Below are 24,597 nucleotides of genomic sequence, written 5' to 3'. Positions count from 1 at the left end.
ACATCAAGCAGTGCATCGTGCGTTCCAGCAGTCGGCGAACGCAGCGTAGGCGCTACTCGCCGCGCCGCTGCATCGGGGATATCCCGGTCTCCTGACGGAACTTGTGGGCGAGCGTGCGCGCCCTCGCCGCCGCCCGGCATGCCAGGTAGCCAAGGATGATGGTCTCACCGAGGTGTTCGGGACCCGCTCCGTCGCGACGGACCCGGCAGGTCTTCGGGGCGGCCGGCTGGCGGTATGTGTCGCGGCCGTTCGGAGAACCCGTCGCCTCGATCGGAGGGCCGGCGGACCCTGCGCAGTTCGTTCGTCAGATCATTGACCGGGCCGGTGGTGGCGAGCGGGAGAACGCTGGCAGAATCAGATCCCGTCGCAGGAAGTGAGGCCGCTGCGGTCGCGCTGCCGCCGTGGGCGAGGATGAGGGAGTCGGCATGGGACAGGTTGCGGAAGTGGAGATTGCGCTGAACCGTGATGTGTTCCTGCGGACCTTGGTGCGTGAGCTGGCGACGTCGCTGGAATCGGTGATCGGGCTGGAGGAGGCGTCCGGCTACGTCAGCCTGGTCGGGCAGGCCGTCGGCACGCAGATCGACGAGATGTACCTCAAGGCCCTGGCGGTGGACCGGCTCACCGGCGAGCAGGTCGCCGAGGCGCTCGTGGATCTCAAGCGCCGGATCAACGGGGACTTCTACGTGATCGAGCACGACGAGAAGAAGATCGTGCTGGGCAACCGGGTGTGTCCGTTCGCGGAGAAGGTGGTGGGCCGGGAGTCGATGTGCATGATGACGTCCAATGTCTTCGGCACCGTCGCCGCCCGCAACCTGGGCTATGCCCGGGTCGAGTTGGAGGAGACCATCGCGCGCGGCGACGCGGGCTGCCGCGTGGTCGTGCACCTGGTCCCCGACGTGGCCGCGGAGACACTGAGCGGTCGTGAGTACTTCGGCGATCCGGCTGTGGCTCCATGAGTCTTGGCCTCTTCCGGGCCATCACCAGACCGATGCCTCACCCGGTGCTGCTGTGCGGGGCCGACGGCCGCGTGCTGGCCGTCAATCCGGCGGCCGGTCGCTGTGACGACCGGCTGCGTCCGGGCGCCAGCCTGTTCGACCTGCGGCCCGAGGACACGGCGTGGCTGCGTCGGCAGCTGGCTGTGTGGCTGCGCAGCGGCAGCTCGGTGCCCGGCGCGCTCGTCCTCAAGGACGCCGACGGCCGCATGCGGCGTTTCCGCTGCCACGGGGCGCGCGCCACATGGTGGGACGGCCCGGAGCCGGCGGCACAGCTGCATCTGGTCGAGGCCGGGGCGTCCGACCGGTTCGTCGTGCTCAGTGAGCAGGTGGAGGCGCTGAACCGGGAGGTGGCCTTCCGTCGGGTCACCGAAGTGGACCGGGCGCGGTTGCTGGCCGCCGAGCAGGCCGCCCGGGCCCAGTTGCAGCATCTGTACGAGCTGACCGCCGCCCTGGCAGGTGCGGTCACTCTCGCGGAGGTGTCCCGCGTCGTCGGGGAGGTGGCGCCGGCCGCCCTGGGAGCCACCGCGGCCGAGCTCTATCTGCATGCGGCGCGACTGGTACCGCCCCTGCAACCGGAGGACAGCGCTCTCGCCGCTGACGCGGAGGGCTGGACGGACCTGGACCGCCCCGCCGCCTCGCACGGCTCCCTCCCGACGGAGGCCGCCGAGGCGGTGCCGTCCGCGTTGTCGCTGGAGGCGGACGGCGTTCACCTGGGCATGCTGATCGTCTACGGCTCGCACGACTCCACGACTTCCGAGCACGTGACGGCCGTGGCCCAGCAGATCGCCCAGGCCCTGCGCCGGGCCGGACTCCACGAGCACGAGCACCGGGTCGCCGAACGCCTCCAACTCAGCCTGCTGCCACGCCTGCCACACCTGCCCGGTCTGAAGACGGCCACCTGCTACGCCCCCGGGAGCGACCTGCTCTCGGTCGGCGGTGACTGGTACGACGTCTACGACGTGGACGACGATCACATCGGCCTGAGCATCGGCGACGTCGCGGGCCATGGTCTGCACGAAGCGACCGTCATGGCACAGATCACCGCCGCTCTGCGCAACATCGTCCCGCGCCGCGGCACCGACCCGGCCGCGGTGCTCGACGAACTCAACACCTTTCTGGGCCGCTACCACCCGAACCGGATGGCCACCGCCTGCTACCTGGTCTTCGACCGCCGCACCCGGACCCTGACCTACTCCAGAGCCGGCCATCCGCCGCCGCTGCTCATCCACGCCGACGGCGCCAGCGCCTACCTCGACGACACCATCGCGCCTCCGCTCGGACCTGTCCGCGACGTCACCTACCCGCGGGCCGCCACCACCGTGAGCACGGACGACACGCTGTTGCTGTACACCGACGGTCTGATCGAGCGCCGCCGCGAGGACCTCGCCCTGGGAATAGAACGGCTCACTGCGTGCGCCCGCACCACCTCCGGTCTCGATATCGCCGAACTCTGCGACCGCTTCCTGCACCACCAGCCCGAGGCGGCCTTCCCCGACGACCGCGCCCTGCTCGCCGTCCGCTTCCCCTCACCGGCCTCACCGGCCTGACCTGCCCCGGCCCTCTCGGACACCCACTCGTCGCAGTGAGAAGGGGGGGGCGAATACTGATCAGGGCACGCGGGGGCGGAGACTCACCTCGTGGCGGTCGACGAAAAGCTCGACCCACGTGCCGACGGCATCCGCGGGCGGCGGGTCGGCAGGGTTCAACGGGATGTTCGTGCCGTCGAGATCCAGCAGCGCGACACCGTCCTCGGTCAGGCCCAGTCGTCCTCGCAGGACCACGCAGTGGCCGCCGGTTCGCAGCCCAGGACCGACTCCGGCGGCAGGCCTGGCATTGCGCCCCCAGACGATGACCTCGTCGATCGCCCACTCGACGTCGTACTCGCCGGGCTCCGCGGCCCGGTCTCCGCACCAGCGGACCGCGATGTGACCGAACGAGGTCCGGACAGCGGCCAGCAACGGGGTTCCGGGGTACCGCACGACTCGTTGCAACCGGATCAGCACCGCTCGATCATGCAGCATCCACGCGGCCGGCGGAACCCGTGGACGGACCGCTCCCGCCTTGTCCCAGGGCAAGTTCGGCGCGAGTTCGAGGGCGGGATCGAGGGCACGATCGAGGACTGCTTGCCGCTTCCGGCCGGCCGGCGAGGGTCGGGGGCCGTGTTCAGGAAACGTCCCTGAATGCCAGCTGCCCGGTCAGACCGGCGCGGTCGGCAGCGGCCCGGAGCACCGCGCTGGCCTGGGTCAAGGACACGTCGACGCCCGCCACGGGCAGGGTCTGCCGAATGGCCAGCAGGGTGTAGAGCCCCGCGGTGTCGCAGAACGTGATGCCTGACAGATTCAGCACCAGCACGCCTCCGGTGGCGTGCGCCGCGAGTACGGTCAGGTTCTCCCGCAGGGCGAACGCGGTGTCGACGTCGAGATCTCCCGCGAAGTGGAGTACCAGTCGCGGCGGAAGACGCCCTCCGTCCTCCCTGCGGACGGAAAGGCGCGACGGCACGGCCGTCTCGGAGGGCTCGCGCAGCCGGCTCGGGTCATCGCCGCCCACCACTTCGGCATGGGCATTCGCGTCGTCTCGCGGAGTGGGCTGGGACAGTGACATCGGCTTCCCTGGACAGCTCGGAGGCACCGTCATCTTTGCATAGGGCAAAGACTCGCATCAACCGCTCGCGACCTGGAGAAAGCGCGAGACCGGCAGACCGGCAGACCCGCAAGGGAGGGGCGGAAAGGCCGACGAATCGGAGCACCGGCACCGGCACAAACGTCATCGCAGAGCGATTCCGGGCCTGCCGTCCTATCTTGCACTGTGCAAAAATAGATCGGGACGACACAGCGAACCGACCGCTCACCGGGAGGCAGCCATGCCCACGCATCACGTCCGGCGCGCATACTCGTTCGTCTGCCTCGACTGCGGGCACGGCTGGGAAGCCACGTACGACATCGACGTGTCCATGGACGAGCGGGCGGGGCTCACCGCCGCCTACCGGCTCGACGGCGAACACGTGCCGTCCCCGTTGCAGTCACCGCAGTGCCCGTCCTGCGAGAGGCACAAGGTGCGCATCATGCGGCCGGGACGGGTGGCTTCGGCGCACTTGTACGAGAGGTGACCGACAGGCCGGTGCAGACTGGGCCCGCCGCCGACTGGCGCGTCGACCGGCGGAGGCTCAGGCCTCGCGGGCCGCGGGCACGTCGGTCCGCCAGCCGAGCGGATGCGGTTCCGGATCGTCCGCGGCGGGCGCCGGCGGCTCCCCTCCCGCCTCGTTGAAGGCCCCCAGGGCCTCGACGAGCGCCAGCCGCTGCGTCGGCCTGAGCCGTGCGACGATCCCGGCGATCTCCTCGCGCCGCCGGGCGGTGACCTCCGCGACGGTGCGCCGCCCGTCGTCGGTCAGCTGAAGCAGGGTCTCGCGGCGGTTTCCGGGGTTGGTCCGGCGGTCGGCGAGTCCGGCGGCGATGAGCCGGTCCACCATGCGCATGGCCGTCGACGGGGCCACCTGGAGCAGGTCGGCCAGGGCCACCAGTTTGGTCGCGCCGCGACTGGAGAGCACGACGAGCATCCGGAACTGCGCGAGGGTCACCCTCTCCTCGACCTCGGCGAGCGAGCGGGCGGAGACGGCCACCAACAACCGGGACGCGGTCAGCACCGCCCGGGTGACCTCGTCGACATCGTCCATGACCCCCACGGGGCTCTCGTGCTGCGGCATGGATCCTTTGTACCGTGCCGAAGCACCTGCTCACGCCCGCATTGCGAACGGACTTTCCCTTCTCGAGCCACGCCCCCTTCACGTCCTGCGTCTCCACATTTAGGCTATGCAATGTTTTAGGGGTGAAGGAGCGTTCGTGCCTGGGGCTTTCGGCGAGGTGACCACGCACCTGTGCCTGTGCCTCCGACAGTTCCGGCACTCGACACCGTCCGGGACTTCCGGCAGCCCCGGTATCCCGAGCATCCGCGACGAGACTCCTGGAAGGCGACGATGCCCCGCAGAGAGACCCACGGCACCCGAACCCGACTCCCCACCGGCTGGAAGCGGTGGGCCGCACGCGCACCGCTGCTCCTCTTTCGCGCCGGTCTCGGGCCGGTCCTGGGCAAGCGGTTCCTCCTCCTGCACCATGTCGGGCGCAGCACGGGCCTCGACCGCCGCGTGGTCCTCGAAGTCGTCGCCCACGAGACCCAGTCCTCCGGCTGGACCGTCGCCTCCGGCTTCGGTCCCGGCTCGGACTGGTACCGCAATCTGCGCGCGCGACCGAAGACCGTCGTCCAGATCGGCAACCGGTACCACGCCGTCGACGCACGCTTCCTCTCCCCCGACGACGGCGCACGGATCATGGCGGACTACGCCGCCCGGCATCCCCGCACGGCCCGCCGCCTCTGCGCCCTCATGGGCCTGCCCTCGGACGGCAGCGACGCGTCGTTCCGCGAAGCGGGCCGGGCCATCCCCTTCGTCCGACTCGAAGCAACCGGGTCGCACGGCACGCGCGCCCCCGGTCGAGCCTGACCTCCCACCCCACTACGGTGACATCCCGGGCGAGGGTGCCGTCCCGGGCGAGAACCCCCTCGACGCGAACTCCGGCCGAAGCGACGCCGCATGGACTGGCGCTCAGATTTTGCATCGTGCAATGATTGATCGAGGGACCATGCCGACGGCCGGTCGCCGCTTCGGCGTCCGGGAGTGAAGCTGCCACACGACTGATGCGGCACGGACCGGCACACCGGCCGTCGGCAGGCCCCGCCCGCCTCGGAGGGAGCTCGAAGGAGTCCGGCAGGAGACGGGAAGGATCGGGGACGGTGGTCTCTGCGCCATGATGGGCGCGTGGACTACGAGCCGTACCGGGGTGAGCTGGTGGTGTACTGCTACCGGATGCTGGGCTCGTTCCACGAGGCCGAGGATCTGGTGCAGGAGACGATGCTGCGCGCGTGGAAGGCCCGCGACCGGTACGACCCCGCGCGCGCTTCCGTGCGGACCTGGCTGTACCGGATCGCGACCAACGCGTGCCTGACCGCCCTGGAGGGCAGGGCCCGACGGCCGTTGCCGTCCGGGCTGGGCGCGCCGAGCGAGGATCCCGGGGCGGCGCTCACCCCTGCCCTCGACGTCCCGTGGCTGCAACCGTTCCCGGACGCGCGGTGCGAGGCGGAGACGCGGACCGACCTGCGGCTCGCGCTGGTGGCGGCGATGCAGGTCCTGCCACCGCGGCAGCGCGCCGTCCTCGTGCTGCGGGAGGTGCTGGACTTCAGCGCCGCCGAGGTCGCCGGGCAGCTGGAGACCACGGTCGCGGCCGTCAACAGCGCTCTCCAGCGGGCCCGGGCCGCCCTCGCCGGGGCGGGCGACGCCGGCGAGGTCGCCGAGCCGGCCGATCCCGCCGTCCGCGCGGTCGTCGAACGGTATGCCCGCGCCTTCGAAGCCGCCGACGTTCCCGCGCTCGTGCGGCTCCTCACCGCCGATGCGGTGCTGGAGATGCCGCCGGTGCCGTTGTGGTACCGGGGCAGCCGGGACTACGGGCTGTTCATGAACCGCGTGTTCCGCATGCGGGGCACCGGCTGGGGCACGAGGCCGCTGACCGCCAACGGCCAGCCCGCGCTCGCCGCCTACGCGCCGCGGCCCGGCGGGGACGGGCTCGAACTGCACACCTTGCAGGTCTTCACCGTGACCGGCGGCCGGGTCGCCCGCAACGTCGTCTTCGCCGATCCCCGCGTGTTCGACGCCTTCGGCCTTCCCCGGCAGGCTTCCTCCGAAGAAGTCCGCCGGGCGCGATGAGTTCGGGCGGTGCCGCCGGTACGTACGGGTGAGCATCCGAACGAAGGGACAGCCTCATGAGCGTCATCGTCATCGAGTTCATCACCCTGGACGGGATCGTCTCCGACCCGGACGGTTCCGGCGGGACGCCGTCCGGCGGGTGGGCGTTCCGGCACGGTCCGGGAACCGTCGCCGGGGACAAGTTCCGTCTGGGCGACACGCTGGACGACGGGGTCATGCTGCTGGGTCGCACGACGTGGCAGTTGTTCTCGAAGCTCTGGCCCGGACGGGACGATCCCTTCGCCGCGCGCATGAACGCCGTGCCCAAGCTGGTGGTGTCCCGCACCCTCACCGACACCTCGGCCTGGGCGAACTCGCGGGTTCTCGACGCGGACCTCGTCGATGCCGTCAAGCGGAAGGAGCGAGACGTGATCGTCGCCGGCAGCCTGAGCGTCGTCCGCACGCTGATGTCCGAGGGACTGGTCGACGAGTACCGGCTGCTGACCTTTCCCACCGTCGCCGGCACCGGACGAAGGCTCTTCCCCGACGACGGTCCGCAGGCGGACCTCGCTTGCGTGTCGGCCGAGCAGGCCGGTGCGGCCGTCCTCACGGTGTATCGGAGGGCGACGGCACGCTGACGGCGCTTCGCATCGCCGAGGGGTGGACGCCGCCTCGCCGGCGCCGGGCGGCAGTGTCACGCGCTCCTCGTCGCGAGGTCGGGCCACTCATGAGCTCCGGCGCCACCGGAGGCGCCAGCGGGATGCCCCCTGCTTCTTCGGAGGAACGGCGGACGGTGTCAGCCGGGCCAGCAACTGCCGGTAGGCGACGGGGTCTCCGGCGAAGTCCGTCGCGGCCTCGAGGGCGGCGCGGTCGGCGTCCTGGCCCCGCAGCAGGTCCACCGAGGCCTGTGCGAGACGCTCCGGCACCCCGTTGCGCTCCGCCCCCTCCACAATCGGGCGCAGCTCGGCGACCGCCCGTGCGGCGGTCAGCCGGGCTGCCGGCCCGGCCTGCAGCATGCTCCGCAGCCCGGCGGCGGGGGCCGCGTCGTCCAGCGGTCCCTGAAGACGGACCGTGAGTGCGCGGCCGAGAGCCGCCGCCCTCTCTGCCTGCGGACCGGCCTTCCGCAGCACCCAGAGCGCCGTGATCAGCGGGGAGCCGGGGCCGCTGTCGGGGCCGCGGGGAAGGGCGTGCCGGCGTCCCGCCTCCCTTGCCGCCGCGACCGCCCGTTCGTAGTCCTCGGCCGCAGACCTCGCGGCCTCGGACAGGGCGGTCGCGCGGTGGACGAGCCGGGCCTGCACCCCGAAGATCCGGGGCAGGGCTCGGATGTTCCCGCCGAGCAGACCGAGGGCGACGAGCGGCAGCCCGAACAACAGGAGGGTGTCCGACGTACTCGGGTCCTGCTCGGTGGCGAGGTCCTCCAGATTCCCTCGCTCCGGCCCCTCGGTGAGCATGAAGCCGGTCTCCCAGCCATAACGGTGGTCTTCGGAGTACTGCGGCGCCTTGAGGAGGTCGGAACGGTCGGGATCGCACTGGTAGGAGGCTTCCCTCACCCGTTTCCGATAGGGGTCCGGCCAGCTGACCCTGCACGATCCGTCGGCCTTCTCATCGAGCACCGTCAGGTCGATCTGGCGCGTTTCAGGCAGGTCCGGCCCGGCGGCGTACAGCCCCACGGCACAGGCGACGAGCACGAAGCCCAACGTCACCACCCACCGGAAGAAAGGCACATGCCTCATCCCGCTCCCCCTCCCGCGACGAGTCGCCGGCGTCCCGTGAACCCGGCGGGGGCGCGAGAGGCGACTCCGGCAGTCCTGCGGGGTTCGGCGCTGCCGAGACCCGGAAGGACGGGGGGAATCGCGGTCAACTCGGCCTTCCCAGACACCCGTTGGAACCGACGAACCAGATTGCGAGCATAATCCCTGGCCGCGCCCGGCCGGGCGTTCCGACCGCCGAGCGATGGGCCCGCTCGCCGGGCGTGGCGGCTCTCTCCTGCCTGCCGGTTGCCGCGGGGCCCGCAGGGGGGTACGCGTTCCGTCAGCGCGGGTGCGTCAAGCGCTTCGACAATCATGCGGCATGACACCTGCGTGCAAGCGTGTTGCCGGCTGAGCGGCCGGAACGGGCCGGTGGGCTACGGGCTGTCCACCCTCCCGAAATTCCCCTGTAACACGATGTTGCGCTTCGATTATTCGACTGTCATCGTATTCCGCATCCCTCCGAAGACAGCACCAGCAGCTTCTCCCCCCACAGTTGAAGCGCTTCGACGAAAGCGGTCAGCGGTCCCGCCGTGCCGGGTTCGTGATTTCGAGCCGTCGAAGCCGAAGAGACGGAGCCCCCATGTTCTCAGCCCTGCGCACCAAGCCACGTGCAGCCCTCGTCGGCCTCATCGCCGCCGCCACCGCCGCGGTCGGACTGGCGGCGGCGCCCGCCCAGGCCGCCACCTGGTCGTCCAGTGACCAGTGGGGCAGCTGGTCGAACGGCGGTTACACGCTCTACAACGACGTCTGGGGACAGGGGGCCGGCTCTCAGACGATCTGGGCGAACTCGTACAGCAACTGGGGAGTGTGGGCCAACCACCCGAACACCGGCGGCATCAAGTCGTACCCCAACGCCACCCGTTACGTGGGCAAGAAGCTCAGCGCCCTGGGTTCGGTGAAGTCCAGCTTCAACGTGAGCGTCCCGTCGAGCGGCGCGTACGAGACCGCGTACGACGTCTGGGACTCGAACAAGGCCAACGAGATCATGCTCTGGATGAACAAGACGGGACCGGTCGGCCCGCTCGGCACGTCCCAGGGCAACGTCTCCGTCGGCGGCAGCACCTGGACGGTGTACAAGGGCAGCAACGGCAACAACGCGGTGTTCTCCTTCGTCCGCACCTCCAACACCAGTTCCGGGACCGTGGACATCCTGGCGGTGATGAACTGGATCAAGAACACCAAGCGCTGGATCGGTGACGTCACCCTCGGCGACGTGCAGTTCGGCTACGAGATCACGTCCGCGTCCGGCGGTCTGAACTTCACGACGAACTCGTTCTCGGTCTCCAGTTCCTGACCGGTCCGGCCCGATCCGTCCAAGTCGCCTCGCGCGGCCGGCATTTCGACCGGCTCCGGGTCTGCTCCCAGACCCGGAGCCGGTCTGCGCGGGCGGCTTCAGACCGACACAACCGGGGTAGCGGCCGCAGGGGTACTTGCGTGGGCGGTCAGTCGGTGTGCCCCGGATGCCCCTTGGTCAGCAGCGCGCTCCAGCCCAGCGCGAAGACCGGGAATCCGAGGTCGGCCAGACCCAGACGCGCCGGCTTCACCTTCACGCCCCGTGCCCCGGTGGCCTCTTCGACCACATCCACCACGTAGTAGAGATGGGTGCCGACCAGGGCGTACCAGCTCCGGTTGGGGTGAAGATCCGCCGAGTCGGCGGGCGTCAGACGAGCCACGGCGGTGTGGACCATGTCGGCCGTGAGACGGTGGGTCGCGTCACCCACGGTGAAGGCTGTCTGCGATGCGCTGGGCACGTGCCCCTCCAAGAGGACCATGGCAAGCGGGGAAGACCGTGCCGGACGTGCCATGACGAGTCCGGTCCGGTGGCGGCCACGCAACACTGCCAGACCCCGTCGCCCGAATCCGTGAGCAAGGACCGCCTCACTCTTCCGGCCCAGCGCGTGAACGGCGCAGTGCGCCGGCCTGGCATGGGCACGTCTGCTTCGCCAGGCGGCGAGAAATCGCAACCCGAAGCAGGGAAATATCTGACTGGGCAGATACTGTTGTGTCAGGAGTAGCGCTCGCATCCGGCAGGCGCCCTCCCGCAACGAGGTCCCGATGAAGCTCGTCCACGTCTTCGACGCCTACTGCGGCTGGTCGCACGGGTTCTCCGGCACCCTGCGCGAAGTCGTCACCCGCCACCCGGAACTCGAGGTGGAGGTGGTTTCCGGCGGCCTGTTCCTCGGGGAGCGGCGGGTGCCGATCCGCGAGTTCGGCTACGTCCAGGGCTCCAATGCCAAGATCAGCGAACTGACCGGTGCCGAGTTCGGCGAGGCGTACGGGCAGCTGATCGCCGACGGGACGTTCGTCATGGACTCCGAGGACGCCGCCCGCGGCATGGCCGCCCTGCGAGAGGCGGCTCCCGACCGCCTGGCGGAGTTGGCCCCCGCCCTTCAGCGCGCCTTCTACGTGGATGGTCTGAGCCTGTCCGAGCCGGCCACCTACCGGACGGTCGCCGAGGCGGCCGGTCTGGACGCCGACGCGGTCGTCGCCGCCTTCGAGGCCCCCGCATCGCAGGCCGCCGCCGAGGCCGACTTCCGCCGGTCCGCCGAGCTGGGGGTCACCGGCTTCCCCACCCTGCTCGCCGCCGACGGCGACCGCATCACCGTTGTGGCCATCGGCCACGCCACCGCCGACGAGGTCGACGCACGCCTCGCGGCCGCACACAACGCCTGATCCCCCACCCCTCTGATCCTCCAGCCTCTTCCCACCAGGAGTCACCCCATGAGCACCCTGAACTTCACGATCCTCGACCTGGACTTCCCCGCCGGGTCGAAGAACAAGACCGCCACCCTGGTCACCGGCGAGAGCGAGGCCCTCCTGGTCGACGCCGCCTTCACCCGCGCCGACGGCCACCGCCTGGCCGCCGAGGTCCTGGACTCCGGCAAGACCCTGACCACCGTCTTCGTCAGCCATGCCGACCCCGACTTCTACTTCGGCGCCGAAGTCATCGCCGACGCCTTCCCCGCCGCGCGCTTCGTCGCCACCCCGATCGTCATCGAGCACATCAAGGCCACGTACGAAGGCAAGCTCAAGGCGTGGGAGGCGCTCGGCCCGAATCTCCCCACCCGCCTGGTCGACCTGGAGCCGCTCACCGGGGACCTCGTCCTGGAAGGCCACCGCTTCGAGCTCAAGGGCGGACCGGCCACGCTGCCCGACCGCCACTACCTGTGGCAGGACGGGCACCGCGCCCTGCTCGGCGGCGTCCTGCTGTTCCAGCAGGAGCACGTCTGGGTCGCCGACACCGCCACCCCCGAGTCCCGCGCCGCCTGGGTCGCCCTGCTCGACGAGATGGCCGCGCTCGACCCGCGGCTGGTCGTCCCCGGCCACCGTCTGCCCGACACCGCGGCCGACGCCTCCGCCATCACCGCCACCCGCGACTACCTGATCGCCTTCGAGGAGGAGCTCGGCAAGGCGGCCGACGGCGCCGCGCTGACCGAAGCGCTGGTCAAGCGCTACCCGGACCACGGCATGCTGATCGCCGCTCAGCTCGGCGCCAAGGTCGCCAAGGGCGAGATGAAGTGGGGCTGACCGTCCCGGCCACGGACCGGGCACGAGCACCGCGGCCGACGCGCGCCGGCCGGGGTGCTCGTGCCCGGTGAGCACCACCGGCGGCGGTATCCGAGCCGACCACTCCGGGCCCGCCATCCGATCGGCCTGTCCCGCCCGCGGCCCCCGGCTCCACACTGTCTCGCCGCCGCCCCGGCAGCCCCGTGCCCTGACACCACGGATCCCGACCCCGCCTGAGAAAGGCCCTGTCCCATGTGTGAGACCACCGACTTCCAGACCTCCACCGCTCCCGCCGACGTCGTTCGCCGTCAGTACATCGCGTCCGCCAACGGCGACCTGGAGGCCCTGCGCGCCACCCTCGCCGACGACGTCGAATGGACCGAGATGGCCGGCTTCCCGCTGGCCGGCACCTACCGGACCCCCACCGGTGTCACCTCCCACGTCATGGAGAAGCTCGGCGCGGACTGGGAGGGCTGGGCCGCCCACGACGACACCTACGTCGTCGACGGCGAGAGGGTCGTCGTCCTGGCCCGCTACACCGCGACCAACAAGGCCACCGGCAAGGACATCGACGTCCGCGTCGCCCATGCCTTCGTCGTCCGCGGCGGCCGTATCGTCCGCTTCGAGCAGTTCGTCGACACCGCACTCGTCCGCGACGCCATGACGGCCTGAGGGCTTCTCGGGCGAGGACCTGCGCCTCAGGTCCTGCGGGGGCGACCCCTGTGCCCGGTCGTACGGGCGCGGGGGCGTCCTGAGGGGCTGCCCAGGATGCGAGCAGGCTCAGTGCGACCCCCCGCAACCACATCTGGTGCCTGCCGGTGCATGATCGGGGGATGGATGCCAGAAACGGGGCCGAGCGGGCCGGGATCTCAACGGCGAAGGACGCGGCGGACCATGAGCTGGTCGTGGCGTTCGGGCGATTGCAGGGTGCGGCCAATCGGTTGGAGTACGTGCTGGGGCGGGCGATCGAGCAGGAGTGCGGGATCAGCCACTTGATGTTCGAGGTGCTGTTGGTCCTCGGCCGGGCCGGCGCCCCGGGGCTGTCGATGAGGGCGATCAGCCGCGAGCAGGTGCTCACCTCAGGTGGCGTGACCCGCCTGGTCGACCGGATGGCCGACGCAGGACTGGTCGAACGGGGTGACGATCCTGACGACCGGCGAGGCCGGTTGGTGCGCCTGACCAGGCTGGGCGAAGAGAAGGCGGTACAGGCGGCACGGGTGCACGTGACGAACATCGAGCAGTACTTCCTCGGGCCCCTACCCGCCTCCCACCGCCAACGTTTCATGGACGACCTGCGGATCCTGAGCCACGCGGCACGGGACGTGGTGCCCCGCCTCCGCTGACTCGCGTGACCACCGGGGCGCAGGTGCGCGAGCGCTTCGCCGCTACGCGAATCCGGTCCGCCTGGCGAGTTCGTCGCCCGTGCGGAACGGATGGGGCAGCCCGGTGTCGTCGAGCTTGATGCGCACCGTGAGGTCGGCTGGGGCGTGCGCGTCTGGACGGCAGGTCCCCGCTGGGATTGCCGGTGTCCGTCACAGGCCGGGGTAGAGCGGGTGCTTGCCGGCCAGTGCCGTGACCCGGGTCCTGAGGGCTTCGGCGTCGTACGTCGGCTTCAGCGCCTCCGCGATGACGTCGGCGACCTCGGTGAAGTCCTCGGCGGTGAAGCCGCGGGTGGCCAGGGCGGGGGTGCCGATGCGCAGGCCCGAGGTGACCATCGGGGGGCGTGGGTCGTTGGGGACCGCGTTGCGGTTGACGGTGATGCCGACCTCGTGGAGACGGTCCTCGGCCTGCTGCCCGTCGAGCTGCGACTCGCGCAGGTCGACCAGGATCAGGTGCACGTCCGTGCCGCCGGACAGCACGTCGACGCCGGCCTCGCGGGCGTCGGGCGCGGTCAGCCGCTCGGCGAGGATCCTGGCGCCCTCGACGGTGCGCCGCTGGCGCTCCCTGAACTCCTCGCTCGCCGCGACCTTGAAGGAGACCGCTTTCGCCGCGATGACATGCTCCAGCGGTCCGCCCTGGAAGCCGGGGAACACCGACGAGTTGAGCTTCTTCGCGAACTCCTTGCTCCGGGCGAGGATGATGCCGCCGCGGGGGCCGCCGAGGGTCTTGTGGGTGGTGGAGGTGACCACGTCCGCGTACGCGACCGGGTTGGGGTGCAGCCCGGCCGCGACCAGCCCGGCGAAGTGGGCCATGTCGACCCACAGATACGCGCCGGTCTCGTCGGCGATCCGGCGGAACTCGGCGAAGTCCAGCTGCCGCGGGTAGGCGGACCAGCCCGCGATGATCACCTTCGGGCGGTGCTCCTTGGCGAGCCGCTCGACCTCGTCCATGTCGACCAGGCCGGAGTCGTCGACGTGGTAGGGCACGACGGTGAACTGCCTGCCGGAGAAGTTCAGCCGCATCCCGTGGGTCAGATGGCCGCCGTGGGCCAGGTCCAGGCCGAGGACGGTGTCGCCGGGCTGGGCCAGGGCGAACAGGGCGGCCTGGTTGGCGGAGGCGCCGGAATGCGGCTGGACGTTGGCGTACTCGGCGCCGAAGAGGTCCTTGAGGCGGTCGATGGCGATCTGCTCGGTGACGTCGACGTGCTCGCAGCCGCCGTAGTAGCGGCGGCCCGGGTAGCCCTCGGCGTACTTGTTGGTCAGGACCGTGCCCTGGGCCTCCATGACGGCCACCGGGGCGAAGTTCTCCGAGGCGATCATCTCCAGGGTGGACTGCTGGCGGTTCAGCTCGGCGTCGACGGCGGCGGCGATCTCGGGGTCGAGGTCGTGCAGGGACTGGTTGAGCAGGCTCATCAGCGGTCTCCTGTGCGGGTCCGGGACGGAGGGAGGGAGGGAGGGAGGGAGGAGGGGTGCGGCAGCCGGGGCCGGGTCAGTGCGCGGGGCCGGTGCCGAGCTTGTTCAGCAGCCAGGTGTGGAACGCGCCGATGTGGTGCTCGCTGGGCACCAGGACACCGCCCTTGGCATACAGCCGTGAACCCATGCCGGGCTGTGTGCGCTCGCAGGCGTCGAAGTCCTGCCGGTTGACCCGGTCGAAGAGCTCCACGGACCGGCCCACGTCCATGCCGCTCTCCACGACATGCGGCAGGTAGAGCCAGTCGCACTCGACGACCGTACGGTCGGCGGCCACCGGATACATACGGTGGAAGATCACATGATCGGGAACCAGGTTGACGAAGACCTGCGGCCGCACGGTGATCGCGTAATAGCGCCGGTCCTGCTCCTCGGACACCCCCGGAATGCGCTCCAGCCCCTCCGAGCCGTCGACGGTGAACCCCCGCACCTCCTCCCCGAACTGCGCACCGTGCCCCACGTAGTACTGAGCGGCATACCCGTCCGCGAACTCCGGCAGCACCTCCGTGAGTTCGGGATGGATCGTCGCACAGTGATAGCACTCCATGAAGTTCTCGATGATCAGCTTCCAGTTCGCCCGCACGTCGTACCTGATCCGCCGCCCCACCGAAAGCCCCTCGACGCCGTACCGCTCGATCGACCCCACGTCACCGAGCCGCTCGACCACCGCGCCCATGACCTCCTCCTCGAAGGACGGCGGCTCCTGCGCGAGGCACACCCACACATAACCCAGCCACTCCCGCACATGCACCGCCGCCAGACCGTACGCACTCCGGTCCACGTCCGGCATCGACGTCAAATTCGGCGCCGCCACCAGCCCGCCGTCCAGACCGTACGTCCACGCGTGATACGGACACTGGAACGCCCGCCTGACCTCGCCGCTCTCCTGCGTGCACAACCGCGCCCCCCGATGCCGGCAGACATTGAAGAAGGCCTTGACCGAACCGTCCCGCGCCCGGGTGACCAGGACGCTCTCACGGCCCACGTCGACGGTCCGGAACGCGCCCGGTTTCGCCAGCTCGGAGGCGCGCGCGACGCAGAACCACATGGCCTCGAAGATGTGCTCCTGCTCCTGGGCGAAGACTCCGGGGTCCGTGTAGTACTCGCCGGACAGCGTGGGGACGAGGCTGGGCGGCAGATCACTGAGGGTCATCGAGTCACCTTCGGGAACATCGTGATGCGGTGGCGGGCGGTTCAGTGGCCGCGGGCGATCCAGTCGTCGAGGTGGGGCGCCTCGGCCCCGATCGAGGTGGTCTCGCCATGACCGGTGTGCACGGTGGTGGCGGGGGGCAGCGTCAGCAGCCGGTCCCGGACGGAGGCGATGATGGTGCCGAAGTCCGAGAAGGAGCGGCCGGTGGCTCCGGGACCGCCCCGGAAGAGGGTGTCGCCGGAGAAGAGGGCGTTCAGTTCGCGCGCGTGGAGGCAGACCGCTCCGGGCGAGTGGCCGGGGGTGTGGAGCACCGTCAGGCCGGTGCCGGCGACGGTCAGGATCTCGCCCTCGGACAGTTCGCGGAAGCCGGGGGCGCCCGCCCCGTCGCCGTGCGCCGCTTTCCACAACACCGTGTCGGCGGGGTGGAGCAGGACGGGCGCGCCGTGGCGGGCGGCCAGCGCCGGGGCGGCGTTGACGTGGTCGTTGTGGGCGTGCGTGCACACGACGGCGACCAGACGGCGGTCGCCGACGGCGGCGTCGATGGCGTCCGCGTCGTGCGCGGCGTCGACGACGAGGACCTCTTCGTCGTCGCCGATCAGCCAGACGTTGTTGTCGACCTCCCAGGCGCCGCCGTCCAGTTCGAAGGTGCCGGAGGTGACGAGGTGCTCGATGCGGGCGGTCACAGGACCACGACCGACCGCAGGACGTCGCCGTGGTGCATCTTGGCGAACGCGGCCTCGACGTCGTCCAGGCCGATGGTCTCGGTGACGAACCCGCCGAGGTCGAAGCGGCCCTGGAGGTAGAGGTCGATCAGGGCGGGGAAGTCGCGCGAGGGCAGGCAGTCGCCGTACCAGGAGGACTTCAGGGCGCCGCCGCGTCCGAAGACGTCGAGCAGGGGCAGGTCGACGGTCAGCTCGGGGGTGGGGACGCCCACCAGGACGGCCGTGCCGGCCAGGTCGCGGGCGTAGAAGGCCTGTTTGAAGGTCTCGGGGCGGCCCACCGCGTCCACGACGACGTCGGCGCCGAAGCCGCCGGTGAGTTCGCGGATCGCCTCGACGGCGTCGGTCCTGGAGGAGTCGACGGTGTCGGTGGCGCCGAACCGCTCGGCCCACTTCAGTTTCCGTTCGTCGACGTCGACGGCGATGATGCGGCCGGCGCCGGCGACCTTGCCGCCCGCGATCGCGGCCATGCCCACGCCTCCGCAGCCGATCACCGCGAGGGAGTCGCCGCGTCCCACGCCACCGGTGTGGACCGCGGCGCCGAATCCGGCCATCACGCCGCAGCCGAGGAGGCCGGCGGCGGCGGGCGCGGCCGTCGCGTTCACCTTGGTGCACTGTCCGGCGGCGACCAGGGTCTTCTCGGCGAAGGCGCCGATGCCGAGGGCCGGGGAGAGGGGGGTGCCGTCGGCCAGCGTCATCGGCTGGGTGGCGTTGTGCGTGGCGAAGCAGTACCAGGGCCGGCCTCTGCGGCAGGCCCGGCAGGTGCCGCAGACGGCGCGCCAGTTGAGGATGACGAAGTCGCCGGGTGCGACGTCGGTGACGTCCTCGCCGACCGACTCCACCACGCCCGCGGCCTCGTGGCCGAGCAGGAAGGGGAACGCGTCGTTGATCCCGCCCTCCCGGTAGTGCAGGTCGGTGTGGCAGACCCCGCAGGCCTGCACCCGCACCAGCGCCTCTCCGGGGCCGGGGTCCGGCACCAGGACGGTCTCCAGCGAGACCGGGGCGCCCTTTTCGCGGGCGACGACGGCGCGTACCTCGTGTGTCACGGTCGATCTCCTCGTCGGGGGCGGCCGACTGCGCGCTTCGGCCGGGTGTGCGGGTTGGCGGGCGGACGCCGGTCGCCGGTCGCCTCGGAGCTGTCGGCGCGGGGCCGGAGGGCGGGTCGTTCGGGGCGGTGACCGGACGAGGACCGTGGGCGGCTGCCGTTCCGGTCCGCTTCCGCGTTCTGAATAGCGCAACCATCGTCGCCATGAGCAACGTTGACCAAACTGTCTCCTCGGGGGCACCCCCTGTCAAGAGGTCGGCCGCGGCCGACTCACCCCTCCCCCTTCGGCGCCGCCCCCTTCCCCGGACCGGAGCGGCCGTGCGAGCATGCGGGCGACCGGTTCCGGCCAGGGCCGACCCGCTCCGCGAACCTCGGGACCTTTGCACACAACGGCCTATAGTTGCGTCATGAGCAACTACGCGGCAGAGGGCGCAACGGACGCGGCGACCGGGCCGGTGAGCGGCGTGCAGTCCGTCGACCGCGCCGTCAGCGTGCTGGAGATCCTCGCCCGCCGCGGCGAGGCCGGTGTCAGCGAGGTCGCCGCCGAGATCGACGTCCACAAGTCGACCGCCTTCCGGCTGCTCGGGGCGCTGGAGGCCCGCGGGCTGGTCGAGCAAAGCGCCGAACGGGGCAAGTACCGGCTGGGGTTCGGCATCGTGCGGCTCGCCGGCGCCGTCACGGGCCGGCTCGACGTCACCCAGCAGGGCCGGCAGGTCTGCGAGCGGCTCAGCGAGGAGATCGGCGAGACCGTCAACATCGCCGTACTGCAAGAGCATTACGCGGTCAACCTCCACCAGGTGCGCGGACCGGGCGCCGTCGGCACCCACAACTGGGTCGGCCAGCTCACGCCCGTGCACGCCACGTCCAGCGGCAAGATCCTGCTGGCCCATCTGCCGGAGCGGCGGCGGGCCGAGGTGCTGGAGGCGTGCGGGCTGCGGAGGCTGACGCCGCACACCCTGACCGCCAGGACCAAGCTGGAGAAGGACCTCGACGTGGCGCGCGAGCGCGGTTACGCGGTGACGATGGAGGAGCTGGAGATCGGACTGCACGCGATGGCGGCCCCGATCCGCTCCCGCAAGGGCGAGGTCATCGCCGCGCTCAGCGCCTCCGGCCCGGCCTACCGCTTCACCGAGGACCGCATGCGGGAACTCGCGCCCGTGCTGACGCGGGGCGCCGAGGAGATCAGCCGCAGGATGGGTCACCTGGGCTGACCGCCCGCGGAGAGCGCCCGGCGGGGGCGGCGGTCGCGCCGCCACCGCCTCTCGGCGCCCCGGCGCTCCGGCGCTCCGGCGCTCCGGCGGCCGCTCCTCCCCCGGCGTTCGCGCATCCCGGCCGGAGCGGCCGCGCCCGTGCCTCAGCGCGCGACCAACAGACGGCCCGCCGACGTATCGGCCCGTCGGTGTGTCGGTGGGATCGCGCGGGCAGGACACGTGCGCGTCCCCTGCTTGTCGCCGCCCCCGGCCGGGGCGGCTCGCTCAGACGTACTCCGTCGCCGCGTCGAGCAGCCAGTCCGCCAGATACCCGGCGAACGAGGAGCGGACCAGTACCCAGAAGCCGGCGCTGGGCTTCTCACGCGCCACCAGGACGACCTGGGTCCGGCCCAGGGTGGTCTGGGCGCAGCGGCCGGGGCCGAAGGCCCTCGGATGCAGGTCCAGCGAGCAGCCGTGGGCCAGCAGGTCACGGGCGCCCGCACCGGCGACGAGGAGCGTGGTGCGCTGAGCGGAGACGTCGGTGACCGCGACCGGCTCGTCCCCCGCGGCCTCCCGGATCCGGCTCTCGAGTTCGCGTCCGCCGCCCGGCGGCCCGACGAGAAGCCACTCGTCGGGGCCGAGCCGGAGCGCCGTCAGCTGCCCCGCGCGGACGACGGTGTCGGGCTCCAGGGGCAGCGGGAGCCCCAGTGCGAGGCCTACGGCGCCGGCCGCCGCGCCCTTGGCGTCGAGACGGACGTCGAGCTGGGTGAGGAAGGGGAGTTCGGCCAGCCGGATCACGCCCCCGGAGGCGCGGGTGGCGGCGGCCAGCCGGTCGGCGGCCCGGTCCAGGGGGCTGCGGAGCCGGGAGGTCGGGGCGGTGTCAGCCATCGCGGCGGGCTCCCTCGGGGTCGTAGAGGACGGGGCTCGCGACGGTCACGGGGACCAGTCGGTCGCCCACGGGGGCGTACAGCCGCTCGCCGACGCGGTCCCGGCCGCCCTTGACCAGGGCGAGGGCGAAGGTGCGGCCGAGGGCGGCGCTGCGGTAGCTGGAGGTGACGTGGCCGAGCGTCGGGACGGGCGGGGCCGGGAGCACGCTGTCGGCGACCAGGTGGGCGCCCTCGGGGAGGAAGTCGGCCGGGTCCTCGGGGAGCAGGCCGACGAGGTGTTTGCGGTCCGGGCGCACCGTGTCGGCGCGGGCGAAGGAGCGCTTGCCGATGAAGTCGGGCTTCTTCTTGGAGACCGCCCAGCTCATGCCGAGATCCTGCGGGGTGACCGTGCCGTCGGTGTCCTGGCCGATGATCGGGTATCCCTTCTCGGCGCGCAGGACGTGCATGGTCTCGGTGCCGTACGGGGTGATGTCGTACGGGGCGCCGGCCTCGTACAGGGCCTCCCAGAGGGTCAGGGCCTCCCACGGTGACACGTTGATCTCGTAGGCGAGTTCGCCGGAGAAGCTGATCCGGCAGATCCGGGCCCCGACGCCGGCGACGGTGGTCTCGCGCCAGGCCATGAACGGGAAGTCGTCGTTGGCGACGGCGAGTCCCGGCGCGAGGGAGCCGAGCACGTCACGGGAGTTCGGGCCGGCCAGGGCGACCGTGGCCCACTGCTCGGTCACGGACGTGCAGTGCACCCTGAGTCCGGGCCACTCGGTCTGGAGCCACTCCTCCATCCAGTCCAGGACGGCGGCGGCGTTTCCGGTCGTGGTGGTGACCAGGTAGCGGTCCCGGTCGACCCGGATGACGGTGCCGTCGTCGAAGACCATGCCGTCCGGGCGGCACATGACGCCGTAGCGGATCATGCCGACCTTCAGGGTGCTCATCATGTTGGTGTAGAGCAGGTCGAGGAAGGCGCCGGCGTCCGGGCCCTGGACGTCGATCTTGCCGAGGGTGGAGGCGTCCATGAAGCCCACGCCCTCGCGGACCGCCGCGCACTCGCGCAGCACGGCGGCCGCCATGTCCTCTCCGGCCCGCGGGTAGTACCAGGGGCGCTTCCACTGGCCGACGTTCTCGAACAGGGCGCCGTGTCCGGCGTGCCATTCGTGCAGGGCCGTCGTGCGGACCGGGTCGCTCAGCACACCCCGGTGGCGGCCCGCGAGGGCGGCGAAGGAGACCGGTGTGTACGGCGGGCGGAAGGTGGTGGTGCCGAGGGCCGAGACGTCCACGCCGAGCAGTTCGGCGACCACCCCGCTCGCCAGCACGCCCGAGGTCTTGCCCTGGTCGTTGGCGGTGCCCGCCGTGGTGTAGCGCTTGGTGTGCTCGACCGAGCGCAGGCCGGCCCCGGTCGCGCGGGCCAGGTCGGCGACCGTGACGTCGCGCTGGAGGTCCACGAACCGGGGGGCGTCCGACTCGCCCGGGACGACGTACACCCGCATCGCCGGGGTCGGGGCGGGTTGCGGGGTCAGTGCCGGGAGGCGGGGCGCCTCGGCCGTGTATCCCTCGGCCTCGATCGCGCGGGCTCCGGCGGCGGCGCCCTGGGCGAGGACGGCGGCCTGGTCGAGGAGACCGCTCGCGCTGCCCACGACCTCGACGGCCTGGCGGGCGGTGTCGGGCACGAAGGAGCCCAGGGTCTCGTCGTGGCGCAGCCTGCCGCCGCACTGGCTGAACAGGTGCGCCACGGGGTTCCAGCCGCCGGAGACCAGCAGCAGGTCGGCGGCGAACTCCCGCTGCCCGGCGGACTCGCCGTACGGGGCGACGGTCACGGCGGTGAGGCGGGCCCCGCCCCGCGTGCCGGTGACGGCGTGTCCGGCCAGGACCTCGATGCCGGCGGCCCGGGCGCGCTCGGCCCACTCCCCCGGTTCGGGGCGGGTGTCGACGATCGCCGTGACGGCCAGGCCCGCCGAGGCGAGGTCCACGGCGGCCGCGTAGGCGCTGTCGTTGGTGGTGAAGACGACGGCGTGGCGGCCGGGCAGGGCGCCGTGGCGGTTGACGTGGGTGCGGGCCGAGGACGCCAGCATCACGCCGGGGCGGTCGTTGTCGGCGAAGGCGAGCGAGCGTTCGTGGGCGCCGGTCGCGAGGACGACCCGGCGGGCGCGGATGCGCCAGACGCGTTGCCGGGAGACGTTGCCGGGGGCCGCGGCGCCGAGGTGGTCGGTGCGGCGTTCGACGGCGAGGAGGTGGTTGTCGTCGTAGTAGCCGAAGACGGTGGTGCGGCGCAGGACGCGGACCTCGGGGGCGGCGTCGAGCAGGGCGGCGGTCCCGGCCACCCAGTCGAGGTGTTCGGCCGTGCCGAGCAGGCTGCCGCCGGGCTCCGGCTGGTCGTCGGCGAGGATGACGCGGGCGCCGCTGTTCGCCGCCGCGGCGGCCGCCGCCAGGCCGGCCGGGCCCGCGCCCACGACCAGCAGGTCGCAGTGGGCGTGGACGGCGTCGTAGCGGGCGGGGTCGGGTGCGGTCGCGAGGCGGCCCTGGCCGGGGAGGCTGCTGGCGACCAGTCCGTCGTACAGCTCGACGGTGGTCGCGGGGAGCATCGGCTCGGGGAACGGCTCCTCGATCTGGATGACGGCGTTGGGCTCCTCGGCGCCCGCGGAGAAGATGCCCCGGGGGCGGCCGAGCTTGATGCTGGTCCCTGCCTGGATGACGCCGTTGGCGAGGAGTGCGGAGGCGAGGGTGTCGCCCCGGTGTCCCTGGTACCGGACGCCGTCGAAGGTGAAGGTGAGGAGGGTGTCCCGGTCGATGCGGCCTCGGATGGGGTGGCGGAACGGCTGGGTCGTCTCGCCCCCGCCGCTCCGTCCCGTCCCGTCCCCGGGGTCGCTGCCCCCGGTCCCCCGTTCGGCCTGAACGGCAGCGTCCTCAAGCTCCCCCAGAGGGGGGACCGCCTGGCAGGCTGAACGGGCCGGGCTCGGGTCCGGGGTCGCCGGGCGGTCCTCGCCCGTGCGGTACACCGTCAGGATCTCGTTCGTCGACGTGTCGCGGACCGCGTTGAACCAGCGTCGGCAGCCCGCCGCGTGGCTCCAGCGTTCGGCGAACGGCCCCTTGGCGTTGTCGCGGAAGAAGAGGTAGCGGGCCCACTCCTCGTCGGTGAGGTCCGAAGGGGTCTCGGGGTAGGCCACGTGGGCCTGGCCGCCGTAGTGGAACTCGGCCTCGTCACGGGGCCCGCACCACGGGCAGGGGATGAGCAGCATGGTTGGGCTCCCTAGTGGGCCACCGCGGCCGCGCCGTGCTCGTCGACGAGCGCGCCGGTGGTGAAACGGTCGAGCGAGAAGGGGGCGTTGAGGGCGTGCGGGGTGTCGTGGGCGATGGTGTGGGCGTAGACCCAGCCGACGCCCGGCGTGGCCTTGAACCCGCCTGTCCCCCAGCCGCAGTTGAGGTACAGGTTGTCGACGGGGCTGAGCCCGACGATCGGCGAGGCGTCGGGGCTGACGTCGACGATGCCGCCCCAGGTGCGCAGGACGTGGGCGCGGGCGAACACCGGGAACAGCTCCAGGGCCGCGGCCATCTGCTCCTCGATGATGTGGAACGCGCCGCGCTGGGTGTAGGAGTTGTACGCGTCGATGCCCGCGCCCATCACCAGCTCGCCCTTGTGCGCCTGGCTGACGTACACGTGGACGGCGTTGGACATCACCACCGTGGGGTGCACGGGTTCCAGCAGTTCGGAGACAAGGGCCTGCAACGGGTGTGACTGCAAGGGGAGTTGAACGCCCGCCATGGCGGCGAGGACCGAGGTGTGGCCCGCCGAGCACAGCGCGACCTTGCCGGCCGCGATGCGGCCGCGGGTCGTCCGTACGCCGACGACCCGGTTGTCGACCACGTCGAGGCCGGTGACCTCGCAGTTCTGGATGATGTCGATGCCGGCCGCGTCGGCGGAGCGGGCCAGGCCCCAGGCCACGTGGTCGTGCTTGGCGATGCCGGCGCGCGGCTGGTAGGTGGCGCCCAGTACCGGATAGCGCACGTCCTGCGAGACGTTGACGATCGGGCAGACTTCCTTGACGCCGTCGGCGTCGAGCCACTGCGCGTCCACGCCGTTGAGCCGGTTGGCCTCCACGCGGCGCACGCTGTCGCGGACGTCCTGGAGGCTGTGCGCGAGGTTCAGCACGCCGCGCTGGGAGAAGAGGATCGGGTAGTCGAGTTCCTCCTCCAGTCCCTCCCAGAGCTTGAGGGCGTGCTCGTAGATGCCGGCGCTCTCGTCCCACAGGTAGTTGGAGCGGATGATCGTGGTGTTGCGGGCCATGTTGCCGCCGCCGAGCCAGCCCTTCTCCAGGACCGCGACGTCGGTGATGCCGTGGTTCTTCGCCAGATAGTGGGCGGTGGCCAGGCCGTGTCCGCCGCCGCCGACGATCACCACGTCGTAGGACTTCCTGGGCTCGGGGTCGCGCCACAGCCGGTCGGGGTGTTCGGGGAGGTCTGCGCCGGGGGTGCGGGGGCTCATCGGACGGCTCCGTCTTCCGAAGGGCACGGATGCTGCGGGTACGGGTGCGGATGCTGGGAGTGCGGGTGCTCGGGGGCGTGCGCGTTCATACGGCGGTGTCGTTCCTCTCGGCGGCCTCGGCGACGTCGGCCGGCGGCATCGCGCGGGTCATGGGCCCGACCCCGCCGGGCATCGGCGCGACCCGGTCGCCCGGCGGGCGGCCGACGACGGCGGTCGACTCGGCGACGCGCTGCGTGAGTTCGCGGCGGACGGCGGCGGCGGTCGCCCGGCCGTCGAGCGGCGTTGCGTTCACCGGCGGTGCTCCT

General features: G+C 71.7%; 25 protein-coding genes. 12 read left to right on the top strand and 13 right to left on the bottom strand.

Annotated elements, in window-relative coordinates:
• The first annotated feature begins 425 nt into the window (after positions 1-425).
• On the top strand, positions 426-956 hold the full coding sequence (locus OG802_RS33375; RefSeq protein ID WP_329416567.1) for a methanogen output domain 1-containing protein: 531 nt from the start codon (positions 426-428) through the stop codon (positions 954-956).
• A 32-nt stretch (positions 957-988) separates the two neighbouring features.
• The gene (locus OG802_RS33370; protein WP_329416566.1) at positions 989-2,542 is read left to right on the top strand and encodes a PP2C family protein-serine/threonine phosphatase; all 1,554 of its coding nucleotides are present in this window, start codon (positions 989-991) and stop codon (positions 2,540-2,542) included.
• Positions 2,543-2,602: 60 nt separating this feature from the next.
• Here OG802_RS33370 and OG802_RS33365 read toward each other — a convergent pair whose 3' ends face one another.
• On the bottom strand, positions 2,603-2,998 hold the full coding sequence (locus tag OG802_RS33365; protein WP_329416565.1) for a hypothetical protein: 396 nt from the start codon (positions 2,996-2,998) through the stop codon (positions 2,603-2,605).
• Between the two features lie 160 nt (positions 2,999-3,158).
• Entirely contained in the window at positions 3,159-3,596 is a 438-nt protein-coding gene (locus OG802_RS33360) for an STAS domain-containing protein (protein ID WP_329416564.1), read from the bottom strand.
• Positions 3,597-3,855: 259 nt separating this feature from the next.
• Here OG802_RS33360 and OG802_RS33355 point away from each other — a divergent pair, with 259 nt between their 5' ends.
• Positions 3,856-4,101 (top strand): hypothetical protein, encoded by a 246-nt coding sequence (locus tag OG802_RS33355; protein ID WP_329416563.1) that lies wholly within the window; start codon positions 3,856-3,858, stop codon positions 4,099-4,101.
• A 57-nt stretch (positions 4,102-4,158) separates the two neighbouring features.
• On the opposite strand, the gene OG802_RS33350 is transcribed toward OG802_RS33355, so the two are convergent.
• The gene (locus tag OG802_RS33350; RefSeq protein WP_329416562.1) at positions 4,159-4,695 is read right to left on the bottom strand and encodes a MarR family winged helix-turn-helix transcriptional regulator; all 537 of its coding nucleotides are present in this window, start codon (positions 4,693-4,695) and stop codon (positions 4,159-4,161) included.
• Positions 4,696-4,965: 270 nt separating this feature from the next.
• Here OG802_RS33350 and OG802_RS33345 point away from each other — a divergent pair, with 270 nt between their 5' ends.
• The 3 genes from OG802_RS33345 (at position 4,966) to OG802_RS33335 (ending at position 7,361) form a co-directional block, all read left to right on the top strand.
• A complete protein-coding gene (locus tag OG802_RS33345; protein WP_329416561.1) occupies positions 4,966-5,487 on the top strand; it encodes a nitroreductase family deazaflavin-dependent oxidoreductase in 522 nt (173 codons plus the stop codon).
• Positions 5,488-5,802: 315 nt separating this feature from the next.
• Entirely contained in the window at positions 5,803-6,744 is a 942-nt protein-coding gene (locus tag OG802_RS33340) for an RNA polymerase subunit sigma-70 (protein ID WP_329416560.1), read from the top strand.
• Between the two features lie 56 nt (positions 6,745-6,800).
• Positions 6,801-7,361 (top strand): dihydrofolate reductase family protein, encoded by a 561-nt coding sequence (locus OG802_RS33335; protein WP_329416558.1) that lies wholly within the window; start codon positions 6,801-6,803, stop codon positions 7,359-7,361.
• A gap of 87 nt (positions 7,362-7,448) precedes the next feature.
• On the opposite strand, the gene OG802_RS33330 is transcribed toward OG802_RS33335, so the two are convergent.
• Positions 7,449-8,456 carry a hypothetical protein gene (locus tag OG802_RS33330; RefSeq protein ID WP_329416557.1) on the bottom strand — a complete coding sequence of 336 codons (1,008 nt, stop codon included), beginning with the start codon at positions 8,454-8,456 and terminating at the stop codon, positions 7,449-7,451.
• Positions 8,457-9,054: 598 nt separating this feature from the next.
• Between OG802_RS33330 and OG802_RS33325 the strand changes: the two genes are divergently transcribed.
• Positions 9,055-9,768 carry a GH12 family glycosyl hydrolase domain-containing protein gene (locus tag OG802_RS33325; protein ID WP_329416555.1) on the top strand — a complete coding sequence of 238 codons (714 nt, stop codon included), beginning with the start codon at positions 9,055-9,057 and terminating at the stop codon, positions 9,766-9,768.
• Positions 9,769-9,916: 148 nt separating this feature from the next.
• Here OG802_RS33325 and OG802_RS33320 read toward each other — a convergent pair whose 3' ends face one another.
• Positions 9,917-10,225 carry a hypothetical protein gene (locus OG802_RS33320; RefSeq protein WP_329416554.1) on the bottom strand — a complete coding sequence of 103 codons (309 nt, stop codon included), beginning with the start codon at positions 10,223-10,225 and terminating at the stop codon, positions 9,917-9,919.
• Positions 10,226-10,529: 304 nt separating this feature from the next.
• Here OG802_RS33320 and OG802_RS33315 point away from each other — a divergent pair, with 304 nt between their 5' ends.
• From OG802_RS33315 to OG802_RS33300, 4 genes are all read left to right on the top strand, one after another.
• Positions 10,530-11,147, top strand: a complete 618-nt coding sequence (locus OG802_RS33315; protein ID WP_329416553.1) for a DsbA family protein — start codon at positions 10,530-10,532, stop codon at positions 11,145-11,147.
• A gap of 48 nt (positions 11,148-11,195) precedes the next feature.
• Positions 11,196-12,002 carry an MBL fold metallo-hydrolase gene (locus OG802_RS33310; RefSeq protein WP_329416552.1) on the top strand — a complete coding sequence of 269 codons (807 nt, stop codon included), beginning with the start codon at positions 11,196-11,198 and terminating at the stop codon, positions 12,000-12,002.
• Positions 12,003-12,233: 231 nt separating this feature from the next.
• Entirely contained in the window at positions 12,234-12,653 is a 420-nt protein-coding gene (locus tag OG802_RS33305; protein WP_329416551.1) for a nuclear transport factor 2 family protein, read from the top strand.
• 161 nt (positions 12,654-12,814) lie between these two features.
• Complete coding sequence (locus OG802_RS33300) at positions 12,815-13,324, top strand: MarR family winged helix-turn-helix transcriptional regulator (protein WP_329416549.1); 510 nt, start codon at positions 12,815-12,817, stop codon at positions 13,322-13,324.
• A 189-nt stretch (positions 13,325-13,513) separates the two neighbouring features.
• Here the strand turns inward: OG802_RS33300 and glyA are convergent, their stop codons facing one another.
• From glyA to OG802_RS33280, 4 genes are all read right to left on the bottom strand, one after another.
• A complete protein-coding gene (glyA, locus tag OG802_RS33295) occupies positions 13,514-14,773 on the bottom strand; it encodes a serine hydroxymethyltransferase (protein ID WP_329416548.1) in 1,260 nt (419 codons plus the stop codon).
• Positions 14,774-14,849: 76 nt separating this feature from the next.
• Positions 14,850-15,983 carry an aromatic ring-hydroxylating oxygenase subunit alpha gene (locus tag OG802_RS33290; RefSeq protein WP_329416546.1) on the bottom strand — a complete coding sequence of 378 codons (1,134 nt, stop codon included), beginning with the start codon at positions 15,981-15,983 and terminating at the stop codon, positions 14,850-14,852.
• Positions 15,984-16,024: 41 nt separating this feature from the next.
• Entirely contained in the window at positions 16,025-16,663 is a 639-nt protein-coding gene (locus OG802_RS33285) for an MBL fold metallo-hydrolase (protein ID WP_329416545.1), read from the bottom strand.
• On the bottom strand, positions 16,660-17,745 hold the full coding sequence (locus tag OG802_RS33280; RefSeq protein ID WP_329416543.1) for an S-(hydroxymethyl)mycothiol dehydrogenase: 1,086 nt from the start codon (positions 17,743-17,745) through the stop codon (positions 16,660-16,662). Before OG802_RS33280 ends, OG802_RS33285 begins: the two co-directional genes overlap by 4 nt.
• A gap of 406 nt (positions 17,746-18,151) precedes the next feature.
• Here OG802_RS33280 and OG802_RS33275 point away from each other — a divergent pair, with 406 nt between their 5' ends.
• The gene (locus OG802_RS33275; RefSeq protein WP_329416541.1) at positions 18,152-18,955 is read left to right on the top strand and encodes an IclR family transcriptional regulator; all 804 of its coding nucleotides are present in this window, start codon (positions 18,152-18,154) and stop codon (positions 18,953-18,955) included.
• A 264-nt stretch (positions 18,956-19,219) separates the two neighbouring features.
• On the opposite strand, the gene OG802_RS33270 is transcribed toward OG802_RS33275, so the two are convergent.
• From OG802_RS33270 to OG802_RS33255, 4 genes are all read right to left on the bottom strand, one after another.
• Positions 19,220-19,822 (bottom strand): sarcosine oxidase subunit gamma, encoded by a 603-nt coding sequence (locus OG802_RS33270; RefSeq protein WP_329416540.1) that lies wholly within the window; start codon positions 19,820-19,822, stop codon positions 19,220-19,222.
• The gene (locus OG802_RS33265) at positions 19,815-23,048 is read right to left on the bottom strand and encodes a sarcosine oxidase subunit alpha family protein (protein WP_329416539.1); all 3,234 of its coding nucleotides are present in this window, start codon (positions 23,046-23,048) and stop codon (positions 19,815-19,817) included. Before OG802_RS33265 ends, OG802_RS33270 begins: the two co-directional genes overlap by 8 nt.
• 11 nt (positions 23,049-23,059) lie before the next feature.
• Complete coding sequence (locus OG802_RS33260) at positions 23,060-24,292, bottom strand: sarcosine oxidase subunit beta family protein (protein ID WP_329416538.1); 1,233 nt, start codon at positions 24,290-24,292, stop codon at positions 23,060-23,062.
• Positions 24,293-24,377: 85 nt separating this feature from the next.
• Positions 24,378-24,584, bottom strand: coding sequence for a hypothetical protein (locus OG802_RS33255; protein WP_329416537.1), 207 nt, complete (start codon positions 24,582-24,584; stop codon positions 24,378-24,380).
• Between the last annotated feature and the right edge of the window lie 13 nt (positions 24,585-24,597).

This window comes from Streptomyces sp. NBC_00704 (genome assembly GCF_036226605.1).
Taxonomy (GTDB): domain Bacteria; phylum Actinomycetota; class Actinomycetes; order Streptomycetales; family Streptomycetaceae; genus Streptomyces.
Note: the sequence above shows the minus strand (reverse complement) of the source record. Positions and strands in the feature narration are given on the sequence as shown.

Coding starts and splice junctions, on each gene's coding strand:
- OG802_RS33375 (WP_329416567.1), top strand. CDS start 426: ATGGGACAGGTTGCGGAAGTGGAGATTGCGCTGAACCGTGATGTGTTC.
- OG802_RS33370 (WP_329416566.1), top strand. CDS start 989: ATGCCTCACCCGGTGCTGCTGTGCGGGGCCGACGGCCGCGTGCTGGCC.
- OG802_RS33360 (WP_329416564.1), bottom strand. CDS start 3,596: ATGTCACTGTCCCAGCCCACTCCGCGAGACGACGCGAATGCCCATGCC.
- OG802_RS33355 (WP_329416563.1), top strand. CDS start 3,856: ATGCCCACGCATCACGTCCGGCGCGCATACTCGTTCGTCTGCCTCGAC.
- OG802_RS33350 (WP_329416562.1), bottom strand. CDS start 4,695: ATGCCGCAGCACGAGAGCCCCGTGGGGGTCATGGACGATGTCGACGAG.
- OG802_RS33345 (WP_329416561.1), top strand. CDS start 4,966: ATGCCCCGCAGAGAGACCCACGGCACCCGAACCCGACTCCCCACCGGC.
- OG802_RS33335 (WP_329416558.1), top strand. CDS start 6,801: ATGAGCGTCATCGTCATCGAGTTCATCACCCTGGACGGGATCGTCTCC.
- OG802_RS33330 (WP_329416557.1), bottom strand. CDS start 8,456: ATGAGGCATGTGCCTTTCTTCCGGTGGGTGGTGACGTTGGGCTTCGTG.
- OG802_RS33325 (WP_329416555.1), top strand. CDS start 9,055: ATGTTCTCAGCCCTGCGCACCAAGCCACGTGCAGCCCTCGTCGGCCTC.
- OG802_RS33315 (WP_329416553.1), top strand. CDS start 10,530: ATGAAGCTCGTCCACGTCTTCGACGCCTACTGCGGCTGGTCGCACGGG.
- OG802_RS33310 (WP_329416552.1), top strand. CDS start 11,196: ATGAGCACCCTGAACTTCACGATCCTCGACCTGGACTTCCCCGCCGGG.
- OG802_RS33305 (WP_329416551.1), top strand. CDS start 12,234: ATGTGTGAGACCACCGACTTCCAGACCTCCACCGCTCCCGCCGACGTC.
- OG802_RS33300 (WP_329416549.1), top strand. CDS start 12,815: ATGGATGCCAGAAACGGGGCCGAGCGGGCCGGGATCTCAACGGCGAAG.
- glyA (WP_329416548.1), bottom strand. CDS start 14,773: ATGAGCCTGCTCAACCAGTCCCTGCACGACCTCGACCCCGAGATCGCC.
- OG802_RS33290 (WP_329416546.1), bottom strand. CDS start 15,983: ATGACCCTCAGTGATCTGCCGCCCAGCCTCGTCCCCACGCTGTCCGGC.
- OG802_RS33275 (WP_329416541.1), top strand. CDS start 18,152: ATGAGCAACTACGCGGCAGAGGGCGCAACGGACGCGGCGACCGGGCCG.
- OG802_RS33270 (WP_329416540.1), bottom strand. CDS start 19,822: ATGGCTGACACCGCCCCGACCTCCCGGCTCCGCAGCCCCCTGGACCGG.
- OG802_RS33265 (WP_329416539.1), bottom strand. CDS start 23,048: ATGCTGCTCATCCCCTGCCCGTGGTGCGGGCCCCGTGACGAGGCCGAG.
- OG802_RS33260 (WP_329416538.1), bottom strand. CDS start 24,292: ATGAGCCCCCGCACCCCCGGCGCAGACCTCCCCGAACACCCCGACCGG.